This window comes from Nocardia sp. XZ_19_385 (assembly GCF_015355755.1).
GTDB lineage: Bacteria > Actinomycetota > Actinomycetes > Mycobacteriales > Mycobacteriaceae > Nocardia.
In genome coordinates this window covers 1,163,909-1,184,307 of sequence record NZ_JACVEE010000002.1, presented here as the reverse complement: position 1 = coordinate 1,184,307, position 20,399 = coordinate 1,163,909, and the positions used below count along the sequence as shown (strand labels likewise).

General features: G+C 66.7%; 19 protein-coding genes. 11 read left to right on the top strand and 8 right to left on the bottom strand.

What is annotated here, in order from left to right; translation table 11 throughout:
* Positions 1 to 20: 20 nt before the first annotated feature.
* The 4 genes from IBX22_RS18190 to IBX22_RS18175 all read right to left on the bottom strand — a co-directional run bounded on the left by IBX22_RS18190 (position 21) and on the right by IBX22_RS18175 (position 3,276).
* The gene (locus tag IBX22_RS18190) at positions 21 to 752 is read right to left on the bottom strand and encodes a DUF5336 domain-containing protein (protein ID WP_194816738.1); all 732 of its coding nucleotides are present in this window, start codon (positions 750 to 752) and stop codon (positions 21 to 23) included.
* Between the two features lie 84 nt (positions 753 to 836).
* Positions 837 to 1,340: a hypothetical protein gene (locus IBX22_RS18185; protein WP_194816737.1), complete on the bottom strand. Its 504-nt coding sequence runs from the start codon at positions 1,338 to 1,340 to the stop codon at positions 837 to 839.
* A 127-nt stretch (positions 1,341 to 1,467) separates the two neighbouring features.
* Entirely contained in the window at positions 1,468 to 2,256 is a 789-nt protein-coding gene (locus IBX22_RS18180) for a MerR family transcriptional regulator (protein ID WP_194816736.1), read from the bottom strand.
* Between the two features lie 75 nt (positions 2,257 to 2,331).
* Positions 2,332 to 3,276: an EamA family transporter gene (locus IBX22_RS18175; RefSeq protein ID WP_194816735.1), complete on the bottom strand. Its 945-nt coding sequence runs from the start codon at positions 3,274 to 3,276 to the stop codon at positions 2,332 to 2,334.
* A 108-nt stretch (positions 3,277 to 3,384) separates the two neighbouring features.
* Between IBX22_RS18175 and IBX22_RS18170 the strand changes: the two genes are divergently transcribed.
* On the top strand, positions 3,385 to 3,885 hold the full coding sequence (locus IBX22_RS18170) for a MarR family winged helix-turn-helix transcriptional regulator (RefSeq protein WP_194816734.1): 501 nt from the start codon (positions 3,385 to 3,387) through the stop codon (positions 3,883 to 3,885).
* A 7-nt stretch (positions 3,886 to 3,892) separates the two neighbouring features.
* Here IBX22_RS18170 and IBX22_RS18165 read toward each other — a convergent pair whose 3' ends face one another.
* Positions 3,893 to 5,134: a SpoIID/LytB domain-containing protein gene (locus IBX22_RS18165; RefSeq protein ID WP_194816733.1), complete on the bottom strand. Its 1,242-nt coding sequence runs from the start codon at positions 5,132 to 5,134 to the stop codon at positions 3,893 to 3,895.
* Positions 5,135 to 5,355: 221 nt separating this feature from the next.
* Between IBX22_RS18165 and IBX22_RS18160 the strand changes: the two genes are divergently transcribed.
* Positions 5,356 to 8,226, top strand: coding sequence for an N-acetylmuramoyl-L-alanine amidase (locus IBX22_RS18160; RefSeq protein ID WP_375540249.1), 2,871 nt, complete (start codon positions 5,356 to 5,358; stop codon positions 8,224 to 8,226).
* 65 nt (positions 8,227 to 8,291) lie between these two features.
* On the opposite strand, the gene IBX22_RS18155 is transcribed toward IBX22_RS18160, so the two are convergent.
* Both IBX22_RS18155 and IBX22_RS18150 read right to left on the bottom strand, forming a co-directional pair.
* A complete protein-coding gene (locus IBX22_RS18155) occupies positions 8,292 to 9,092 on the bottom strand; it encodes an HAD family hydrolase (protein WP_194817773.1) in 801 nt (266 codons plus the stop codon).
* A 101-nt stretch (positions 9,093 to 9,193) separates the two neighbouring features.
* Complete coding sequence (locus IBX22_RS18150; RefSeq protein WP_194816731.1) at positions 9,194 to 10,000, bottom strand: hypothetical protein; 807 nt, start codon at positions 9,998 to 10,000, stop codon at positions 9,194 to 9,196.
* Positions 10,001 to 10,162: 162 nt separating this feature from the next.
* On the opposite strand from IBX22_RS18150, the gene IBX22_RS18145 reads away from it, so the two are divergent.
* From IBX22_RS18145 to IBX22_RS18120, 6 genes are read left to right on the top strand one after another with little or no spacing between them, the layout of a single operon-like run.
* Entirely contained in the window at positions 10,163 to 11,140 is a 978-nt protein-coding gene (locus tag IBX22_RS18145; RefSeq protein ID WP_194816730.1) for an ABC transporter permease, read from the top strand.
* A complete protein-coding gene (locus IBX22_RS18140; RefSeq protein ID WP_194816729.1) occupies positions 11,137 to 12,063 on the top strand; it encodes an ABC transporter permease in 927 nt (308 codons plus the stop codon). The genes IBX22_RS18145 and IBX22_RS18140 overlap by 4 nt, the downstream gene beginning before the upstream one ends.
* Positions 12,060 to 13,919 (top strand): ABC transporter ATP-binding protein, encoded by a 1,860-nt coding sequence (locus IBX22_RS18135; RefSeq protein WP_194816728.1) that lies wholly within the window; start codon positions 12,060 to 12,062, stop codon positions 13,917 to 13,919. The genes IBX22_RS18140 and IBX22_RS18135 overlap by 4 nt, the downstream gene beginning before the upstream one ends.
* A 25-nt stretch (positions 13,920 to 13,944) precedes the next feature.
* Positions 13,945 to 15,624 carry an ABC transporter family substrate-binding protein gene (locus IBX22_RS18130; protein ID WP_194816727.1) on the top strand — a complete coding sequence of 560 codons (1,680 nt, stop codon included), beginning with the start codon at positions 13,945 to 13,947 and terminating at the stop codon, positions 15,622 to 15,624.
* Complete coding sequence (locus IBX22_RS18125; protein WP_375540248.1) at positions 15,621 to 17,294, top strand: ABC transporter family substrate-binding protein; 1,674 nt, start codon at positions 15,621 to 15,623, stop codon at positions 17,292 to 17,294. Before IBX22_RS18130 ends, IBX22_RS18125 begins: the two co-directional genes overlap by 4 nt.
* Positions 17,291 to 18,004 carry a hypothetical protein gene (locus IBX22_RS18120; protein WP_194816726.1) on the top strand — a complete coding sequence of 238 codons (714 nt, stop codon included), beginning with the start codon at positions 17,291 to 17,293 and terminating at the stop codon, positions 18,002 to 18,004. Before IBX22_RS18125 ends, IBX22_RS18120 begins: the two co-directional genes overlap by 4 nt.
* On the opposite strand, the gene IBX22_RS18115 is transcribed toward IBX22_RS18120, so the two are convergent.
* Complete coding sequence (locus IBX22_RS18115; RefSeq protein ID WP_194816725.1) at positions 18,001 to 18,435, bottom strand: NUDIX hydrolase; 435 nt, start codon at positions 18,433 to 18,435, stop codon at positions 18,001 to 18,003. The two genes, IBX22_RS18120 and IBX22_RS18115, sit on opposite strands and share 4 nt — an antisense overlap.
* A 114-nt stretch (positions 18,436 to 18,549) precedes the next feature.
* Between IBX22_RS18115 and IBX22_RS18110 the strand changes: the two genes are divergently transcribed.
* The 3 genes from IBX22_RS18110 to IBX22_RS18100 all read left to right on the top strand — a co-directional run bounded on the left by IBX22_RS18110 (position 18,550) and on the right by IBX22_RS18100 (position 20,352).
* Positions 18,550 to 19,266, top strand: coding sequence for a FadR/GntR family transcriptional regulator (locus IBX22_RS18110; protein ID WP_194816724.1), 717 nt, complete (start codon positions 18,550 to 18,552; stop codon positions 19,264 to 19,266).
* Between the two features lie 23 nt (positions 19,267 to 19,289).
* Complete coding sequence (locus IBX22_RS18105; protein WP_194816723.1) at positions 19,290 to 19,991, top strand: sterol desaturase family protein; 702 nt, start codon at positions 19,290 to 19,292, stop codon at positions 19,989 to 19,991.
* Between the two features lie 142 nt (positions 19,992 to 20,133).
* Positions 20,134 to 20,352: a heavy-metal-associated domain-containing protein gene (locus tag IBX22_RS18100; RefSeq protein ID WP_194816722.1), complete on the top strand. Its 219-nt coding sequence runs from the start codon at positions 20,134 to 20,136 to the stop codon at positions 20,350 to 20,352.
* The last annotated feature ends 47 nt before the right edge of the window (positions 20,353 to 20,399 follow it).

The following is a 20,399-nucleotide window of genomic DNA, read 5'->3' as shown; positions in this document are numbered from 1 at the left end:
TCCCCCTTCGAATGCTCAGATCAGTAGCGCGGCGGGTACTGCTGCTGGCCATAGGGATTCGCGGGCGGGGGCACCGGCTGGCCGTAAGGGGCCTGGCCGTAGGGCGCACCATATGGGGCGACCGGCTGGCCGTAGGGGGCAGCGGGCCGGCCGTAGGCGGGAGGCATGGCGCGGCCGGGGGCGGTCGCGAGCCAGCGGGTTGTCGAGGAGACGAGGCAGAGGGCGATGATGAGCGCCGCGATCAGCAGGCCGATCCAGCTGGTCGCGGAGTTGACGCCGTACTTGGCGGCGTTGATCGCGCCCACCAGGTTCAGCAGGCCGCCGATGCCGGCAACGGCGATGAGAATCACCCGGCCCGCTTGCTTGCGCATCAGCAGCAGCGCACCGCCGAGCGCCCACAGGGCCGCGATCAGCAGGCCGACGATCGCCAGGAAGTAGAGGAACCCGGTATCGGCACCGGCCGAACTTCCGGTGTACTTGCTCAGGCTCTTGGTCGCGTCTTCGAGTCTGCTGATAGCGCTGAAGGACATGATGCTGCCGATCAGGCCGAGCGCGGCGAGGAGCAGCGCCAGCCCGCCTGCCGCCTTGGCGGTGCCCCCGGTTTCCGGCATCCCCGGATAGCCGCCGGGTCCGCCGTAGGGAGTGTGCCCGGGCTGCGCATATGGCTGCTGTGGGTAGCCGCCGGGCTGCGGCCCATACGGATTCGGCTGCTGCCCGCCCGGTACTCCTTGCGGCCCATACGGATAACTCATCGGGTCCTCCCCCTGTGAAGCATTATTTTCCGCGAACCATACCGGCCGCGGCCGACCGTTCGCACAACGAATCCTCGGCACGAATCACGGCCGGCGACCGGCGGCGATCCAGCGCCCGGTCGAGCCCCAGGAGGCCAGGAGCAGGACGAGCAGCCATGGGGAAGCCGCGAACGCCGACGCATAGGCGAGGTCGCTGTTCGGGATCTGGTCGAACAGGACGACCACGGCCAGGACCGGGGCGAGAGTGATCAGCACCCCCAGCAGGGCGCCGACGATCACCATGCTGCGCCCCGCACGCCGGCGACCGGCTAGCAGCAGCGAACCGACGAGCAAGAAGAAGGCCGACAGCGCGATGGCTCCGATCATGGCGACGAGGGTGGAGTCGGCCCACCCCGGGGTCCTGCCGTCTTCGATCACGGCGAACACCAGATTGTCCGTGCGCAAGAATTCGTAGAGGCCGAGCGTGTTCCACACACCACCGGCCAGCGCCAGAAATGCTGCGGTGTAAGCGGTTCCGCCGCCCGGGCGGTGGTACCCACCCTGCGGGTGCAGCGGCTGGCCGGGGTAGGCGGGCAGGAATGTCGTCATCTGGATCGTCCCCTTCTTACGGTGTGCGCGAACCGTAACGAGGGCCATCCGGCCAACCGCATAACGAATCCTTGGCATGACGAAGCGCCCGCACTGGATGTGCGGGCGCTTCGGCGGATCAGCTAGGTCAGTCCTGGTGGGTCTCGGCGTAGGCCTTCATCGCGTCGCGGACGAACTCCGCGGTGCCTGCGCCGTGGATGTCGTAGTTGGCGCGGAAACGGTCGTCGGAGACATACATTTCGCCGATGCAGGCGAAGGTTTCCATCGGGTACTTCTTGCCGCCCCGGCCGTTGCTCATCCAGGCGTGGTGGCGGGCGGTAATGGCCAGGACCTCGGCGCTGTCCGGGGCCAGCCCGGCGGTATGGGCGTCGCCGTAGGCGGTGGAGATGTCCTGCGCCTCCTGCATGAACGCCTGCTTGCCGTTGTCGTCCAGCGAACTCCACCACTTGTCGCTGTCGTCGTAGGCTTCCTCGCCCCACCGTTCGATCACTTCGTCCTTGTACTGGGTGTGATCGTACTGGGTGTGATCGAACCCGTCGAAAACTTCAGTAGCCACGAGCTTTTCGCCTCTTTCCGTTTTGTGGAGCGTGGTCAGTACCGAGTCGATCTGGCGCTGGATCCGGCCCTGTTCCTGCCTTAGCAAATCCAGATGCGTGCGCAGTGCGTTGGCCGTATCCTGCTCTCCGGCGAGTACATCGGCGATAGCCCGAAGGCCGAGGCCGAGTTCTCGCAGCAGCAGGATACGTTGCAGCCGCACGAGGGAGTTCTGGTCGTAGTAGCGGTATCCGTTCGCGCCGGTGCGGCTGGGCGAAAGCAGCCCGAGCTGCCCGTAGTGACGCAGCGTGCGGCTGGTGGTACCGGCCGCCTTCGCCAGATCCTGGATGGACCATTCGCCGGTGTGGAATACCGTGCTCATGACCTGTTCTCCTCCCTGTGTCTCGTCGGTATAACCAGTCTGCAAGTTGACGTAGCGTCAAGGTCAAGCCTGAAGTTATTTCGCTGAAACAGCCCCTACCAGCATGCCCGCGGCCTGCGGCGGCGCAACCGGCGCGGCGAACCGAGCCCGCGCGGTGGTCTGGCCGAGGACGGTGGCGCCGAGCGCGACAGCCATGCCGAACACCTGCAGCGGGGTCAGCGCCTGTCCCAGGGCGATCCATCCGATGACCGCGGCCGACACCGGCGACAGCAGGCCGAGGAACGCGACCGAGGTGGCGGGCACCTTCGAGATTCCGCGCAGCCACAGCCAGTAGGCGACGGCCGTGCCGATGATGCCGAGGTAGAGGTAGCCACCGATGGCCGCACCGTCCAGGGCGGGCGGCGCACCTTCGATGAACAGCGCGAGCGGGGCGATGAACAGGCCCCCCGCGGTGAGCTGCCAGCCGGTCATGCCGAGCAGGCTGACGCCCTCGGGACGACCCCAGCGCTTGGTGAAGATGGTGCCCAGCGCCATCGACGCGGCCCCCGCGAGTCCGGCGACGACGCCGACCGCGTCGAGTTGCGCCGTGCTCTTCAACACCACAAGTGATACACCCGCGACACCGACGAGTGCCGCGAGAGCCTTACGCGTGCTGAGCTTTTCGGCCAGCACCAGCGTCGCGAAGCCGAGCGCGAACATCGGCGCCACCGCGCCGAGCACGCCGGCGATGCCGCCGGGCAGCCGGTAGGCGGCCAGGAACAGCAGCGGGAAGAACGCTCCGATATTGAGCACCCCGAGCACCGCGGCGCGGCCGATCCACGCGCCGTGCGGCAGCGTCCGGGTGAAGGCCAGCAGGATCAGGCCGGCGGGCAGCGCCCGCATGAGGGCGGTGAACAGGGGGCGGTCCGGGGGCAGGAACTCGGTGGTGACCGCGTAGGTGGAACCCCAGACGATCGGGGTGAGGGCGGTGAGCGCGAGGGTGGCGGCGGGTGAGCCGGTTCGCACTGCGGGGGTTGTCATGATGTTCGCTCCTCATTGATAATCTCAACGTTGAAATATTTACTCGCTCAGGTGTCTCATCGTCAAGTAGATGAACGTTAAGATTTTTAAGACCGAGAGGAACCGCAGATGACCGACGCGATCGACCTCATCGCCGCGCAGTGGGAACGCGAACGCCCCGACGTGGACGTCACCCCGATGGCGGTGATCGGCCGGATCACCCGGCTCGCACAGCTACTGGACGCCGAGCTCAAGAAGTTCTTCGCCGCACACGACCTGGAGTTCTGGGAGTTCGACGTGCTCGCCACCCTGCGCCGCTCCGGCACCGAAACCGGCCTCACCGCAGGCGCTTTGAACCGCTCCGCGATGCGCACCTCCGGCGCGATCACCAACCGGGTCGACCGCCTCACCGCCCGCGGCCTGGTGCAGCGCGCCGCCTGCCCCAACGACCGCCGCGCGATCCGCGTCCAGCTCACCCCCGAGGGCCGCGCGCTGGTCGACAAGGTGCTGCCGCTGCACATGGCGAACGAGAAGCGCCTGCTCGAGTCCCTCGGCGGCGACAACCGCACGAAGTTGGCCGACCTCCTGCGCGAGCTGGCCGAGTCGCTGGGCGACACCACTCTGGACTGACCGAAGTTCAGCCGGGGGCCAACTCCTGCAGCGTGCCGAAGTCGACGACGCGCGCGCCCATGGACGGCGTCGCGACGATGATGCCGTTGGTGAACATGCGGTAGTTACCGACGCTCCTGGGCAGTCGCAGTTCCGGTCCGAGTGGCGCGCCGAGAGAGCCGGTATCGCCGCCGAGCCTCAGGTATTCGTGATCGATGGGTGACAGCGCACCCGCGGCCGCGACCATCGGTTCCGGGCCGGGGACGATGCCGAGTTCGGCGGGCGTGGGGCCGACTTCGAAGGTGTAGATGTCGGCGGGTCCGCCGCCGTCGGGAGCGGAGGAGTACTCCGAGCGCAGGATCCGGCCCTCGCGCAGCAGCACGGTGCCCGCGGTGGCATAGACGGCCTCGGCCGCGCGGGCGTCCTCGATGACGGTTCCCGCATAGACCTGGCAGGCGGTGGTGTCGCAGGTCTGGGCGTAGGGGTAGCGGGATTCGGCGAGCGCGTAGGAGCGGGCGGCGATGGCCTGGGCGCGCAACGCCTCGCTCGCGCCCTGGTCGGCCCAGTTCGCCTGCATTTCGGCGGGGACGACGCCGAGCAGGTAGTCCTCGACGTCCACTCGGTTGACCGTGCGCGCCACGCCGCCCTCGGTGGCCAGGCCCAGCGCGCCGCGGTAGCCGGTGCCGTTGCACAGCATCAGGTGTTCGGCCGCGGGTCTGCCGGGACCGGGGTCGATCGGGTAGACCCACGGGTCCTGAGTGTCGGTCTGCCACAACACTTCTCCGTCGCAACCGACGGTCACGACAACATTCGCGCCGCCGTCCGGCAGCGCGGTCAGGTGCGCGACCTCACCGGGGCCGAGCACCCGGCCAGCAACCTGCAATCCGGCGTCGGCGTAGGTGTCGAGGGTGGAGTCGTCCTGCGTCATGAGCCGCACCGCGACGGTGGTCGGCGGGATGACGCTCAGCGTCGCGCCCGGGTAGTAGTGCTCGAGGATGCGCTCGGCGGCCCACCCTTGCACCGCGTTGTCGAAGGCGCCGTGCTGACTCATGCCGCGGCCGTGTCCCGGTCCGGCCAGCTGCTCGTACGCGGCAGGCCAGTTCGCGCAGGTGAGGGCGGTTCCGACGAGAGCCGCCGCGCATCCGGTAACCAGCAGCGGACGCCACGTTCCGGTCAGTGCGGACGGCCGGATCCGGCGTCGGCGGGGCGTTTTCCACAGGCCGCCGGCACGGCGGATTCGATCACCTGAAGGGCGTTGATTGCGTCGCATTAGTCCACTCCCACCGGGGGTTCGCCAAAGTGCAGAGCCGCCAACCGCATCGGTTCGGTAGCCGTCGGCATGTCGCTGCATCCGGGCAGATTACGGAAGCTACATTCGAGCAATCCTCAACTAGAGATTTAGACATGTGACAGTAGTTGCTTAGTGTGATCGGTGATGCATCAAGAAGCAAGCACATGTGGATTGCCGGTTCGACCTGAATGGAGATGCTCGTGCCGTACCGCAGACCGAAACGCTCCTACGTGCTCCCGGTTGTCACCACCCTTGCGGTTTCGGCCCCGCTCGTGGCGCTACAGCTGGGCGATTCCACCGACTACCGCGCGGCCGGCGACAGCGAATTCGCCGCCGTCCCCGCGCAACTGGCCGAGGTCGTGCTCAGCTCGGTCCCCGACATCACCCTCCCGCTGCGCGAACTCACCGGCCTCGAGCTGCCGGACCTGCGCCTATCGGACCTACGCAGATTGCCGCTACCGGCGTCGATCCAGGTCCCCGAGGACCTGCCGGTACCGCCCGGAGTCGAGCTACCCAGACAGATCCCGCTCCCCAGACTGGATTCCGGACAGAACGATCCCGGGCAGTACTCGATTCCCGGCCAGTCCCCCAGCTCGGCCCCCGCGGCCCCACCTGCCGCCAACGGCCAACCGGCCCCAGCTCAGAGCTTCGATTCGACCGGTCTGACTCCCGGCCCAGCCGCCGCGGTTCCCGGTCAGACACCCCCCGCGAGTGGCCGGATTCCTGGCAACACCGCCACGGTCCCCGGCCAGACTCCCCAAGCGAGTAGCCAGATTCCTGGCAACACCGCCGCCGTCCCCGGCCAGAATTCCGCTCCGGCCAGCCCGCTTCCCGCCTCGAACCCGGCGCAGACCAGCAACGCGCCCATGGCTTTCGATCAGAGTTCCGTCGAGGCGCTGCTCGGCATGATCCCCACGGTGACGAGCCAGATCCCCGCCCAGGCGGGCGCCGGCGATCCCGCGTGGAGCGCGCAATCCCCCGCGCGCCCGGGCCACACGACCGCGACCCCGCCGCAGGGCGGGCAGCCCGCGGATCCGCGGATCCCCAGCACCACCCGTTTCGTCGGCGACCCGGCCGACGGCGACACCGCGCCTGGCACAACGGATTTCACGCCGCCTGCGCCCGGGACCACAGATTTCGTCGGCGACCCCACAGCGCCCACGGCACAGCCGATTCCCGGAACCGGTCCCAGCACAACAGATCTCGCCAACGACCCCACGCCGACGAAGCCGAACGGCCCGATCTTCGGACCCGAAACCAGCCTGGACACACCGGCTCTCACACCCGGCGCGGTTTCCCCGGAGGTGCTCCAGCAGGTCGGCGCGCAGGTGAAAGAACTGTCTCGTGAGACCCCGTTCAGCGTGGTCGCGCTCACCGCCAAGGATCTCGCCGGCACCAAGGCGCTGGTCCGGGCGAAGCAGCCGGACGGCAGCTGGGGTCCCTGGTACGAGTCCGAACCCGTCGACACCCACCGCAACGACCGCGGCGCGGCGAGCCGGACCATGGGTACCGAGCCGATCTATGTCGGCGCGACCAAGGCCGTGCAGATTCTGGTGACTCGCAAAGACGCGGTGCAGGGTGCGCCGCAATCACCGGCCGCGGAACCGGCTCCGATCGCCACCCCCCAGGGTGAACTCCAATTCCCCAGCAACGAAGAAATTTTCGGGCAGGACGTGCTGTCGCCACTGACCGCGGTACTGATCGATCCGGGCCGCGGCGCCATCGACAGCTCCCTCACCCAGGTCGCCGCGGACTTGCCCGGTGGCGGTCCGAACGTCATCAGCCGCGCAGGCTGGGGCGCCGACGAGTCGATCCGCTGTGAAGACCCCACCTACGACGATTTCCTCGGCGGCCTCACCGTGCACCACACCGCGGGCCGCAACGACTACGACAAGTCCGAGTCGGCCGGCATCGTCCGCGCCATCTACGCCTATCACGCGAAGACCCTGGGCTGGTGCGACATCGGCTACAACGCCCTGGTCGACAAGTACGGCCAGATCTTCGAGGGCCGGGCCGGCGGGCTGGACAAGCCGGTGCAGGGCGCGCACGCGGGCGGGTTCAACGAGAACACCTCCGGTGTGGCGCTGATGGGCAACCACGTCTCCGAGCCGCCGTCGGACGCGGCGATCGACGCGGTCGGCCGTTTCGTCGGCTGGCGCTCCAAGGTCGCGGGCCTGAACCCCCAGGGTTCCACGGTGATGGAGTCCGAGGGCACCGAGTTCACCCCGATTCCGCAGGGCGGCACCATCAATCTGCCCATCGTCTTCGCGCACCGTGACGTCGGCAACACCACCTGCCCGGGCGATGCCGCCTACGCGGTGATGGACCGGATCCGCGAGATCGCCGCCGACGCCCCCGGCCCGGCCCCACGCGCCTCCCAGCAGCAGCGGAAGGCGAACAGCGCGCCTTCCAACATGGGCCCGGCCGCTCCCGGCCCGCAAGCAGACCCGCAAGCCGCCGAGGACGCGGAGAAGCTGGCCGCCCTGACGGAGCGGCTGCTCGGCATGCTCGACAACAACGCCATCGCCAAGCACTGGGCGGCCAAGGGCGGTGCGAACGGCCCGCTCGGCGCGCCCCGCTCCGAGCCGATGCCCGCAGCGCGCGGCGGCCAGTACGCCAAGTTCGTGAACGGCTACGTCTACAACCCGCCGAACGGCCAGGTCTTCGAAGTGGCGGGCAACATCCTGGACCGCTTCCTGGAACTCGGCGGCGACAACGGCATGCTCGGCTTCCCGATCAGCAACGTGTACCCGGTGCTGAACGGCCTGCGCTCGGATTTCCTGAACGGATCGCTGATCGTCAACGAGCTCAACGGCATCGTGACGACGGTGTGGAAGGAAATGAACGCCGACCCGTACGCGGCGGGAACCGTGCCCGAGGCGGTCGAAGTAGCGACCCCAGCCCCAGCAGTGGTCCCCGCTCCGGCCGAAATGACCCCTCCCGCTGAGGATTCCGCGCCGGGCATGGCGCCGCACGCCGACATCGCCGCTCCTGAGGAAGCCGCGCCGCCCGCACCCGAGGAGTGGGTCGAGCCCGAATTCCCCACGGAGCCGGACCTTTACGTCGACTGATCAAGCTGCGCTATCGACACCTTGACGGTGTGCCGACTTCCGCGTCGGCACACCGTCAATTTGTCTCAGGACCACCAGCGTTCGAGGATCTGGGCGACCCCGTCGTTGACGTTGGTACCGGTGACTTCGTCGGCGGCGGCGATGGCTTCGGGGTGGGCGTTGGCCATGGCGACGCCGTGGCCGGCCATGCCGAGCATCGGGACGTCGTTGGGCATGTCGCCGAAGGCGATGATGGCGGAGTGTTCGACGCCGAGGCGCTGGGCGACGATGGCCAGGCCGGAGGCCTTGGTGACGCCGGGCGCGGAGATTTCGATCAGGCCGTGGTCGGTGGAGTAGGTGATGTCGGCGCGGTCGCCGATCAGCGGGGCGAGCTTGGTCCGCATGTCGCCGCTGCGCATGTCACGGTGCCGGATCAGCATCTTGATGGCAGGGGAGTCGATCACCTCGTGCCGGGCGACCATGGTGTCGTCGGGGTTCAGCCAGGCGTGTTCGTACTGCGGTGAGCTGACGAACTGCGGTGTCACCGCGTCGTGCGCGCTGGCGCCGACCCGTTCGGCGGCCAGACCGCAGCCGGGTAGCACGGACTCGGCGAGGTCGGCGATCCAGGACAGGGTGTCCACGTCGAGGGTGCGGCTGGCGAGCACGCTGTCGGTGGCGCTGTCGTAGATCACCGCGCCGTTGCCGCAGACGCAGAGCGGGGCGTAGCCGAGCCCGTCGACCACGGGATCGATCCAGCGTGGCGGCCTGCCGGTGGCGAGGACGAAGGGCACGCCGTCGGCGATCAGAGCGTCGACCGCGGCCTTCGTTCGTGCGGTCACGCGCTCGTCATGATCGATCAGCGTGCCGTCCACATCGGAGGCCACCATCTTGGGCTTGGGCAGGTGCAGGCGGGTCACCTATTCCATCCTGCCGGAAAACCGTCTCGGGGCGGTCGCGTTCGCCCCAGGGGTATGACGTGCGCCTCACCTCAGCTCGGGCGGCGCCAGATGTCGTCGTCGGGCTTGCCGAAGGGGTTGGCCGGCGGAGACTGGGCCGGCGGACTCGCGCCGTTGCTCCCGGCGACCACCTGGGTCGGCGCATCGCCGAACCCGTCGACCCGTTGCGTGGGCACCGCGTCGGGCGCCGGCTGACCTGCCGGAAAGACCGGCGCCGGGCCGTAACCGTACGCGTCCTGCGGCGGCGCGAAACCACCGAACTGGTTGGGGGCGAAGGGATTCTGGGGCGGATACCCGGCCGGCGGGTAGCCGGGAGCGTACGGCGGATAGCCCGCTTCGGCGGGCCGGTACGCCAGCCAGCGGGCTGTCGAGGGCAACAGCACCAGAATCAGGGTGGCGATCGGGAAGACGATCCCGATCAGCCCGCCGAGACCGGTGCCGATCAGATCGTCGTCGGCGTATTCGCCCACAGCGGCCACCGAGACGACGATGCTCGCGATCTGCGCCAAGATATGAATCGCGCAGCCGACCGCGATCAGGATCCGGCCGATCGCCTTCCGCAGGAACAGGGTGACCGATCCGATCCCCAGCAGGACGGCGGTGAGCAACGCGAACCCCGCACCGACAAGCACGAAGGCGTACAGCCCATCCTCGTCGCTGAGCCCATCCGAGGTCGCGAGCGCGAGCCACAGCACCCCCACTCCGCCGAGCAATTGCGCGACAGTACCGAGCGCGGCCAGCACCCCGGCGCTGATCGCGGTGCCACCGCTCGGTTTCGGCTCCCAGCCCACGGTGGGCCCATACGGCTGATACCCACCAGGATTATGCGGATAGCTCACAGTCCCCCCTCGTTCTGCCAAACGCGACCGCGCTTGTCCAGCCAGAATAGGCCCGCCCACCGACACCCGCGACATGCCTGACTTCCTCTCGCCTGCGCGAACCGGACCTCTCTCCTTATGATCAGTGCCTACTATCCCCCAGGTGAAAGACCGTGAGGACTGATGACCGGCTTCTTGCTGCGACGCGCTCTCAATTACGTCGTGCTTTTGCTGCTGGCGTCGTTCCTGACATTCGCGTTGACCTCGTTGACATTTCGGCCGTTGGACAGCCTGGAACAGCGCAGCCCGCGGCCACCGCAGTACGTGATCGACCAGAAAGCCAAGGACCTCCGTCTCGACGAACCGATTCCGGTGCGCTACGTGAGCTGGCTGAAGGGGATCCCGGAGGGCGATTTCGGCAAGACCCTGGCGGGGCAGCCGGTGAGCGAGGAGCTCGGCCGCCGCATCGGAGTGAGCTTGCGGCTGTTGATCATCGGTTCGATCGTCGGCACGGTGCTGGGTGTGCTGATCGGCGCGGCCAGCGCGATACGGCAATACAAATTCTTCGACTATTTCGCCACGGTGCTGTCGCTGCTGTTATTGAGCACGCCGATCTTCCTGCTCGCGACCTTGTTGAAATATGGGGCACTGGAAGTCAATTCGCTGACCGGGCAGCAGATTTTCCTCTACACCGGCGAGACGTCGGCGACGCAGATCAACGGTTTCTGGCCGCAGTTGCTGGACCGAATACAGCATCTGGTGCTGCCAACGACCGCGCTGGCCATGGGCGCGATGGCCGGATACAGCCGCTATCAGCGCAACGCGATGCTCGATGTGCTGCAAAGTGATTTCATCCGGACCGCGCGGGCGAAGGGGCTCTCTCGCAGTAAAGCCTTGTACAAGCACGGTTTACGCACCGCGCTGATACCGATGGCCACACTGTTCGCCTACAGCCTGGGTGGCCTGATCACCGGGGCGACGTTCGTGGAGAAGATCTTCGGCTGGCACGGCGTCGGAGAATGGCTCGTCGATTCGATCAACGCCCAGGACATGTATGTGGTGGTCACGTTGACGGCGTTCGCCGGATTGGTGGTGCTGGTGTCGGGACTGCTGTCGGACGTGGTGCTGGCGATGCTCGATCCGCGGGTGCGTGTCTCGTGACCGAAACAGCCATCCTTCTCGAAGGCGCGCCCGAGGTCGCCGCCGCCGGACGGCGAAAGCTGGTGTGGCGGCGCTTTTTACGGAACAAGCCAGCCGTCGCGGGCGCGGTGGTTCTGCTGCTGATGCTGGTGCTCAGCTTCGCCTTGCCGCCCTTTCTGCCTTGGGACTATCAGCAGATGGATCCGACGGCGTTCCGGAAGCCGCCGAGTGCCCGGCATCCGTTCGGCACCACCCAAATCGGTCAGGACGTGCTCGCGCAAACCCTGCGCGGACTCCAGAAGTCGCTGGTCATCGGCATCAGTGTCGCATTGATCTCCACCATCATCGCCGCGACGGCCGGTGCGGTCGCGGGCTTGCTAGGCGGCTGGACCGACAAAGCCATCATGTGGTTGGTCGACTTGTTGCTGGTGATCCCGAGTTTCATCATCATCGCGATCTTCGCGCCCCGCATCAAAGGCAGCGGATCCATTCTCGTCCTGATCATCCTGCTGGCTGTGTTCAGCTGGATGATCAGCGCCCGCATCGTGCGCGGGCTCACCCTCAGCTTGCGGGACCGTGAATTCGTCCGGGCGGCACGGTATATGGGGGCACCGACCCGGACCGTGATCGTCAGCCACATCCTGCCGAACATCGCCTCCATCCTGATCATCGACACCTCTCTCGCGGTCGGGGCGGCGATCATGGCAGAAACCGGATTGAGCTTCCTCGGTTTCGGCGTGCAGGCACCGGATGTCTCCCTCGGGTCACTGATCGCGGCGGGAACTGCAGGAGCGCTGGTGTTCCCGTGGCTCTACATGTTCGCGGGCGGTTTCCTGATCCTCACCGTGCTTTGCGCGAACCTGGTCGGAGACGGACTGCGCGACGCCTTCGATCCGAGCTCGAACCGAGCGCGGGCCCGAGCGCGGAAGCAGGTGAAACCATGACGAGCCCGGAAACGAAGAGCTCGACCGCGCCGCTGCTGGAGGTCTCCGGACTGCGGGTGTCCTTCCCCAGCGAGGAAGGGCGGGTCGATGCTGTGCGCGGCATAGATTTCACCGTCTCCGATGGTGAGGTGCTCGCCATTGTCGGCGAATCCGGGTCGGGCAAGTCGGTGTCGTCGATGGCGGTGATGGGTCTGCTCCCGGAGCAGGCGCGGGTGCACGGGTCGGTGCGGTTGCGTGGGCGGGAGCTGGTCGGCCTGGGCGATCGGGACATGTCGCGACTGCGCGGCAGTTCGGTCAGCATGGTGTTCCAGGACCCACTCTCGGCGCTCACCCCCGTCTACCGAGTCGGTGACCAGATCGCCGAAGCCCTTCTCGCACACGGGAACATGGGCAAGAAGGAAGCGGCGGCGAAAGCGGTCGAGCTGCTCGACCTGGTCGGCATCACCGATGCGCCGGTGCGCGCCAGGGCATTTCCGCACGAGTTCTCCGGCGGTATGCGCCAGCGCGTGGTGATCGCCATGGCGATCGCCAACGATCCCGAGCTCATCATCTGTGACGAGCCGACCACCGCGCTCGACGTCACAGTCCAGAAGCAGATCCTCGGACTGCTGCGCAAAGCGCGCGATATCACCGGCGCCGGCGTCATCATGATCACCCACGATATGGGGATCGCGGCCACCATCGCCGACCGCGTCGCGGTCATGTACGCCGGAAAGATTGTCGAAACCGCCCCCGCCACCGACCTTTTCACCGGGCCACGGATGCCTTACACGGTCGGATTGCTCGGCTCCATCCCCCGCATGGACGGCCCCGCGCGCCAACCGTTGATCCCCATCGTCGGCGCACCGCCCGCCATGCACGCATTGTCGCCAGGGTGCTCGTTCGCACCCCGCTGCCCGATCGCCATCGAGGATTGCCGCGCCGCCGAACCGCCCTTGGCCACGACCGGCCCGGCGCACGCGGCCGCCTGTATCCGAACGGCCGAACTCGGCACCACCGACCTGTTCGATGCCTACCGCGCGGACATCTCCGAACCCGAGACCGCTGCGCACCCCGATCCCGAGGTAGTGCTGCGAGTCACCGACCTGGTGAAAACCTTCCCCCTCACTCGCGGGGTGGTGTTCCGCCGCCGCACCGGAGAGGTGCGCGCGGTCGACGGCATCAGCTTCGAGGTCCACGCCGGCCGCACCCTCGCCCTGGTCGGCGAATCGGGTTCCGGCAAATCCACCACCCTCACCCAGATCCTGGATCTCGCACGCCCCGAGGCCGGCACCATCGAAATCCTCGGCCGCGACGTCAGCACCATGACCAAGGCCGAAAAGCGCGCGATCCGCCGGCAGATGCAGATCGTCTTCCAGGACCCGACGGCGTCGCTGGACCCGCGCCTGCCGATCTTCGACGTCGTCGCCGAACCCTTGCGCATCGACGGCCGCTCGCGCACCGAAATCGCTTCGCGCGTACCGCAACTGCTGGAACAGGTCGGTCTGCGGCCCGAACACGCCGACCGCTATCCGGCCGACTTCTCCGGCGGACAGAAGCAGCGAATCAGCATCGCCCGCGCCCTCGCGCTGGAACCGTCGATGCTCGTGCTCGACGAGCCGGTGTCATCACTGGATGTGTCCATCCAGGCCGGTGTGCTGAACCTGTTGCGGGACCTGCAGACCGAGCACGGACTGTCGTATCTGTTCGTCTCCCACGATCTTTCGGTGGTCCGCAATCTCGCTCACGATATCGCCGTCATGCACCGCGGCAAGATCGTGGAATACGCTCCGGCCGAGCAGATCTTCGCCGATCCCCGCGACCCGTACACCCGGGCGCTGATCGACGCCGTGCCGGTACCGGTCGCCGGCCGGTAGTCCCTTCGAAAGTCAGGAGTTCGCGATGCGGGTCGGAGCCAGGCGAATGCGGTGGGCGGCCTCGCTGGTCGCGGTCGGGCTGATCACCGCCGGATGTGGCGGCGGCGAGGACAACTCGGGTCTCGGCCTGACCGATGCCCTCGGCACCGGCAGCGACATCAACCCGAAGTCCCGCGACGAGGTACGGGACGGCGGGAACCTGCGCCTTGCCACGTCCGCGCTCCCGGACAACTGGAACACGTTGTCCAACGACGGCAACAACGGCGAAATCGCCGACATCCAGCGGCCCATGATGCCGCGCGCGTTCGATGTCGACGCGGGGGGCAATCTAACGGTCAACCAGGACTACTTCACCAATGTCGAGTTGACCGGCACGAACCCGCAGAAGGTTACCTACACGATCAATCCGAAGGCGTTCTGGTCCGACGGTAAGCCGATCACCTGGGAGGATCTCGCGTCCCAGGCGAACGCGCTCAGCACCAGGGACAAGCGGTTCCTGATCGCCATCTCCACCGGATTCGAGTTCGTGGAAAAGGTGGAGCGCGGCGTCGACGATCGGCAGGCGGTGCTCACTTTCTCTCAGCCCTACGGCGAATGGCGGGGCCAGTTCGCCGGGAACTCGTCGCTGTTCCCGAAATCGGTGACCGAGACGCCGGAAGCGTTCAACACCAGCCTGGCCGAGGCGATGGGACCGACGGCGGGTCCGTTCCAAGTCCGGTCGGTGGACAAGACGCAGAAACGCATTGTGCTGGAACGTAATCCGAAGTGGTGGGGCGAGCAACCGAAGCTCGAGACCATGACCTACCTGGTGCTCGATCAGTCGGCGTGGGCCGGCGCATTACAGAACAACGAGATCGACATCACCCGGCTGAGCTCGATCGAGGATGTTACGACCATCCGCAACACCCAGGGCCTGCAGATCCGCAGGACGCCAGGTAATCGGTGGCGGCACATCACCTTCAACGGCGCACCCGGCTCGATTCTGGCCGATCCGGCTGTTCGCGTCGCGGTTTCAAAAGCCATCGACCGGCAGGGCATCGCCACCGTAAGTCAGATGGGCCTGGTCGAGAACCCGAAGTCGTTGAACAACCACGTCTTTCTACAGGGTCAAGAGGGCTATCGGGACAACAGTCTCGGCTACGACCCGCAAGCGGCGGCTCGCGAACTCGACGCGCTCGGCTGGAAGCAGGTGGGTGACGTGCGGGAGAAGGACGGGCGGCAACTGGTTATCCGCGACGTCATGTACAACGACCCGCTGTGGGTGCAGATCGCACAGATCATTCAGCAAAATCTCGCCCAGGTCGGCGTGAAGCTGGTGATCGACACCAAGCCGGCCCCCGGGTTCTTCCCAGACGTCATCCAGACCGGCGATTTCGACGCGGCGCAATTCGTGTTCCAAGGAGACGCGTTCCCGCTCAGCAGCATTCCGCAGATCTATTACTACGACCCCAACAATCTGCTGGGCAACTACGGGCGGATCGGTTCGCCCGAGCTCAACGCGCTGATCGACCGGACCCTCGCGGAACTCGACCCCAAGAAGGCAATCGAGCTCGCCAACGAGGTGGATCGGAAGGTGTTCGAGGAAGGGCACTCGCTGCCACTCACCCAGGATCCGGGGAACTTCGGGGTGCGGGCGGAAGTGGCGAATATGGGATCACCGGGCCTGGCGTCCTACGACTACACGAAGATCGGATTTGTGAAGTGAAAGTTCAGTATTCACAAGGGTTTCGGGCAGTTGCCACGCCCATAGCCATCGTAGCTTTGCTTCTGGCCGGGTGCGGCGACGATTCGGTGGTGCAGAGCGGGTCCAGCGCAATCGGAAAGACCAATGACATCAACCCGAAGAGTCGCGACGAAATACGCGACGGCGGGAATCTCCGATTGGCGATCTTCGGATTCCCGGCCATGTTCAACCCGCTGCATGTCGACTCTGATGCCGACTCCAGTGAGGTGACCAGCTGGGCGCTCGGCGGCACCGTGGATGCCGACGCGGCAGGCGAGCTCACCACCGATACCGACTACTTCACCGATATCGCCCTCACCAGCACCTCGCCTCAGCGAATTACCTACACCATCAATCCGAAGGCCGTCTGGTCCGATGGCAGCCCCATCACATGGGAGGATCTGCGATCGCAGGCGCATGCGCTGAGCGGCAAGGACACTGGGTTCCAGGTGTCGGCCACCCATGGCTACAGCAGGGTGGAGAAGGTCGAACGCGGTGCCGACGATCGTCAGGCCGTAGTCACTTTCGCCAAGCACTACGCAGAGTGGCGGGGGCTGTTCAACCCGCTGATGCCCAAGGAGTCGACGGCGACACCGCAGGCGTTCAACGATATCGATCGCGCGACGCTGGTGAAATCAGCAGGCCCGTTCGTCATTACCTCGGTCGATCGCGGGCAGAAACGAATTGTGCTGAGCCGCAATCCGAAATGGTGGGGCGACCCCGCGAAACTCGACACCGTCACCTACAGCGCACTCGACCCCTCGGCCACACTCACGGCACTGCAGAACAACGAGCTCGACGCGGCCTATCTGGGTGGGCTCGAAGAGGTCCAGACCGCCGCCGGCACCCCCGGGATCGTGGTGCGTCGCGCCGCAGCCCCCATCAATGCCCACATCACCTTCAACGGCGCGCCGGGCTCCATCCTGGAAGACCCGCGACTGCGGGTGGCGATCTCGAAGGCGATCGACCGCCAAACCATCGCCACCGCTTTGCAGAACGGCGTCGTGACCGATCCAAAACCGCTGAACAACCACATCTACATCGACGGCCAGAAAGGTCATGAGGACAATTCCGCCGTTGTCGCGTTCGACCCGGCCGCGGCTGCTCGGATGCTGGACGAACTCGGCTGGAAACTCAACGGCGACGTCCGGGAGAAGAATGGGCGCCAACTGGTGATCCGGGACCTGATGCCGCAGGCGGAACGGTGGCTGCAGATAGCCCAAATCGCCCAGCAGAATCTGGCCCAGGTGGGCGTGAAGTTGTTGATCGAACCCCAACCGCCCAACACGTTCTTCACCGAGTTCATCGATAAAGGCAACTTCGATATCTCCCAGTTCAGTTGGCAGCGCAGCATTTTCCCCCTCGGCGCGCTGCCGCAGATCTACGCCTACGACCCGGCGAACAAGCTCAGCAACTACGGCAGGATCGGCTCGCCGGAATTGAACGCGCTGATCGAAGAGATCCTGTCCGAGCTCGATCCGGTGAAGGCGATCGAACTGGCCAATCGGGCCGACAAGATGATCTTCGAGCTGGGCCACTCGTTGCCGCTGTACCAGTCGGCGGGTAACGAAGCCACCCGGGAAAACCTGGCCAACTATGGCGCGTTCGGTCTCGCCAGCCCCGATTACGCGAATATCGGCTTCGTGAAGTGAGTTCCGGCCCGCTGACCTATCCGGTCGGCGTGACGATCGGCGCCCTCGCGGTCTGTACCGCTTGGGCGCCGTTCGCCACTTCCAGCCAGGCGGCCGTTCTTGCCGCGGTGGCCCTAGTCATCCTCGGCTACACAGCATTTCAGCTCTCGCTCGCGCGCGGCCTACTGCGGACCGGACTGCCGGTTCCCGCCACCGCTGCGGTCAAGCGGGTCCGTCAAGAGCATCGGCTTCTCAGCCGCTCGTGGCTGGAATTCACCGCGGTGGCGACATCGCCGAATTCTCCACAATCATCCCCAGCCCCTCTAGCTGCTAAGACGCCGGGATCTACTGATACCTATTGGCTCCCGGTCTATTTCGACCCAGCGCTACTGGCTTTCACCCTGGGTGAGGCAGACCTGGCTGATCGCCTGATCAGGATCGCCGACCTGCGGGTCTACCCCTCCGGTCGTGCGCGCACCACCGAGCCCCCGGGCCGCCTGATCGACAACCCCTCGCGGGTCGATCCCGAATCTCCCGCCCTCGCAGCCACTTCCACCCGCATCTCGCGCCGCCTGCTGCTCGACGCCCAGTCCGCGGTCGCCGCCCCCTTCGCCGCCTTGCTCTGGGTCTACCTCGACGGCGGTGGCCTGCCCGCCTTCACCGGCGCCTGCTGCGTCGCGTTCGCCGCCGCGATCTGGCTGTCGGCCATCCGCGGTTCCGACCCCAGCTAGCTCAGGAGACCGAGGGCGTCGGCGTGGTCGAGGGTTTTGCGCACATGCCAGACGAGCGGCACATGCGTGGCTTCCTCGTAGGTCATCCACTCGAATTCGTCGTGCTCATCGTCCGGTAGGTGCACCGCGCGGCTGATCTCGTTCTCGAAGCAGCCGAAGGTGACCGTGTGGAAGTCGATGTCGCGGCCCTCGGCGTCCGGGTTGACGAAATGGGTCAGCTCGTCGGTGACCAGGACGTCCAATCCGGTTTCCTCGGCGACCTCGCGGCGGGCGGCGTCGGCCGGGTTTTCACCGGGCTCCACCGAGCCACCCGGAATATCCCACAGCCCACCCAGCGGCAAGGTCGGATTGCGGTGCAGCAGTAGCACTTTTCCGGTGCGGATGGGCAGGGCGTGTGCCGTCCACCGCTGCTCCCCGTTGCGTTCTGTCATGTCCCACTCCCTCCTCCCGGTGTCGAGTCTGCCACGCTCGGCGGCGGCATGGCTGGTCGACCCAAATTGGTCTGGCCACTTGACCAACTGACCATCAGGGCGCACAGTGGGGGCATGGCGTTGCAACCTGTGGTCAAGCGGTCGGTGTCGGCGGATGTGTTCGAGCAGATCGCGGCGGACGTGCTCAGTGGTGAATTAGCCCCGGGCGCGACGCTGCCGAGTGAACGGCAGCTGGCCGAGGCGCTCGGGGTGTCGCGGCCGGCGGTGCGTGAGGCTTTGCAGCGGCTGGCCGCGGCCGGGCTGGTCTCGGTGCGGCAGGGCGATGCGACCACGGTGCTGGACTATCGGCGCGGTGCGGGGCTGGAGGTGCTGCCGCGGCTGCTGGTGCAGTCGGGCGTGCTCGAGCCTTCGGTGGCGCGCAGCATTCTGGAGGCTCGTCTGCACAACGGTCCCAAGATCGCCGAGCTCGCCGCCGAACGCCGCACCGATCCCGAGCAGGTGCGTGCGGAATTCGATCGGATCATCGAAGCCCTTGCCGCCGAAACAGATCCGATCGCCAAGCAGCGGCACGCGCTGGCGTACTGGGATCACGTGGTCGACACCGCCGATTCGATCGTGTTCGGCCTGATGTTCAACATGCTGCGCGCCGCCTATGAGCCCGCGCTCGGGGCGCTCGCCCCGATCATGTCCGCCGAGGTGGACAACACCGCGGGCTACCGCGACCTGGCCGCCGCCATCGTGGCGGGCCGGCCGAAACAGGCCGCCAAACAGGCTCGGGCTCTGCTCGAGCCGGCGACCAAAGCCCTGATCGGCGCCCTCAGCGCGACCTGATCACGTGTCACCTAGGAAGATTCATGAGCAATTCTGTTCCAGCCCAGCCTGATTCGACGCCGCGCCCGAAGGCCGCACTGCGCCGGGGCCTGTCCCTGGGCGCCGCGTTCCGCGAGTTCACCCGGCATCGGTCGCCGTGGATGATCGGCACGGCGTTCGTCGCGGCCCTCACGTTGCGAATCCTGGTGGGCGACTGGCAAATCACCGATGCCTTGGTGCCCGCACTGATGCTCGCCGCTTTCCCGGCGGTCGAATGGGTTATTCATGTGCTGGTGCTGCATTGGCGTCCGAAGCGGGTGGGGCCGTTCCGGCTGGACAGCGAGCTGGCCCGCAAACACCGTGAGCACCATGTGGATCCGCGCAATATCCCGCTGATCTTCATCCCCACCCGTTCTCTCGTGGTGGTGATCGTGGCCCTGCTCGCGCTGACCGCTTTCGCCTTCCCGCGCACCGGGCTGGGCCTGACGTTCCTGCTCACCATCACCGTGATCGGCCTCTGCTACGAGTGGACGCATTACCTCGTCCACACCGACTACAAGCCGAAGACCGCGCTGTACCGGGCTGTGTGGAAGAACCATCGGCACCACCACTACAAGAACGAGCACTACTGGTTCACGGTGACCAGCTCCGGTACGGCCGATCGCCTGTTCGGCACGTACCCGGATCCGGCGGCGACGCCCACCTCCCCCACCGCCCGCAACCTGCACGCGCAGCCGAGCAGCTAGCCCTCGATAGACCGAAGGCACCCCCACGCCGTGGGGGTGCCTTTTTCGTGTGCCGGATCGACCGTTGACAAAATACCCTAGGGGGGTATGGTAATCAGCAGAGCGACGGCGCAGGTTCGTCGACAGACCGGAGGAGAGCATCATGAGCACCGCAGCCAGCACCGCCACTGTCACCGTCACCGGCATGACCTGCGGCGGCTGCGCCAACTCCGTCCGCACCGAGGTCGGCCGGATCGACGGCGTCACCTCCGTGGACATCGACCTGGCCAGCGGGCTGGTCACCGTGGACGGCTCGAGCCTGGTCACCCGCGAGGCGATCACCGCGGCCGTCAGCAAAGCCGGGTACCAGGTCACCGCTTGACCCGCCGGGATCGCGGTGCCCGGCATCGCGATCCCGCCTCACCCCGA

Excerpts from the sequence above, each read along its gene's own strand:
- IBX22_RS18190 (WP_194816738.1), bottom strand. The coding sequence starts at position 752 with ATGAGTTATCCGTATGGGCCGCAAGGAGTACCGGGCGGGCAGCAGCCG.
- IBX22_RS18185 (WP_194816737.1), bottom strand. The coding sequence starts at position 1,340 with ATGACGACATTCCTGCCCGCCTACCCCGGCCAGCCGCTGCACCCGCAG.
- IBX22_RS18180 (WP_194816736.1), bottom strand. The coding sequence starts at position 2,256 with ATGAGCACGGTATTCCACACCGGCGAATGGTCCATCCAGGATCTGGCG.
- IBX22_RS18175 (WP_194816735.1), bottom strand. The coding sequence starts at position 3,276 with ATGACAACCCCCGCAGTGCGAACCGGCTCACCCGCCGCCACCCTCGCG.
- IBX22_RS18170 (WP_194816734.1), top strand. The coding sequence starts at position 3,385 with ATGACCGACGCGATCGACCTCATCGCCGCGCAGTGGGAACGCGAACGC.
- IBX22_RS18165 (WP_194816733.1), bottom strand. The coding sequence starts at position 5,134 with ATGCGACGCAATCAACGCCCTTCAGGTGATCGAATCCGCCGTGCCGGC.
- IBX22_RS18155 (WP_194817773.1), bottom strand. The coding sequence starts at position 9,092 with ATGGTGGCCTCCGATGTGGACGGCACGCTGATCGATCATGACGAGCGC.
- IBX22_RS18145 (WP_194816730.1), top strand. The coding sequence starts at position 10,163 with ATGACCGGCTTCTTGCTGCGACGCGCTCTCAATTACGTCGTGCTTTTG.
- IBX22_RS18135 (WP_194816728.1), top strand. The coding sequence starts at position 12,060 with ATGACGAGCCCGGAAACGAAGAGCTCGACCGCGCCGCTGCTGGAGGTC.
- IBX22_RS18130 (WP_194816727.1), top strand. The coding sequence starts at position 13,945 with ATGCGGGTCGGAGCCAGGCGAATGCGGTGGGCGGCCTCGCTGGTCGCG.
- IBX22_RS18115 (WP_194816725.1), bottom strand. The coding sequence starts at position 18,435 with ATGACAGAACGCAACGGGGAGCAGCGGTGGACGGCACACGCCCTGCCC.
- IBX22_RS18110 (WP_194816724.1), top strand. The coding sequence starts at position 18,550 with ATGGCGTTGCAACCTGTGGTCAAGCGGTCGGTGTCGGCGGATGTGTTC.
- IBX22_RS18105 (WP_194816723.1), top strand. The coding sequence starts at position 19,290 with ATGAGCAATTCTGTTCCAGCCCAGCCTGATTCGACGCCGCGCCCGAAG.
- IBX22_RS18100 (WP_194816722.1), top strand. The coding sequence starts at position 20,134 with ATGAGCACCGCAGCCAGCACCGCCACTGTCACCGTCACCGGCATGACC.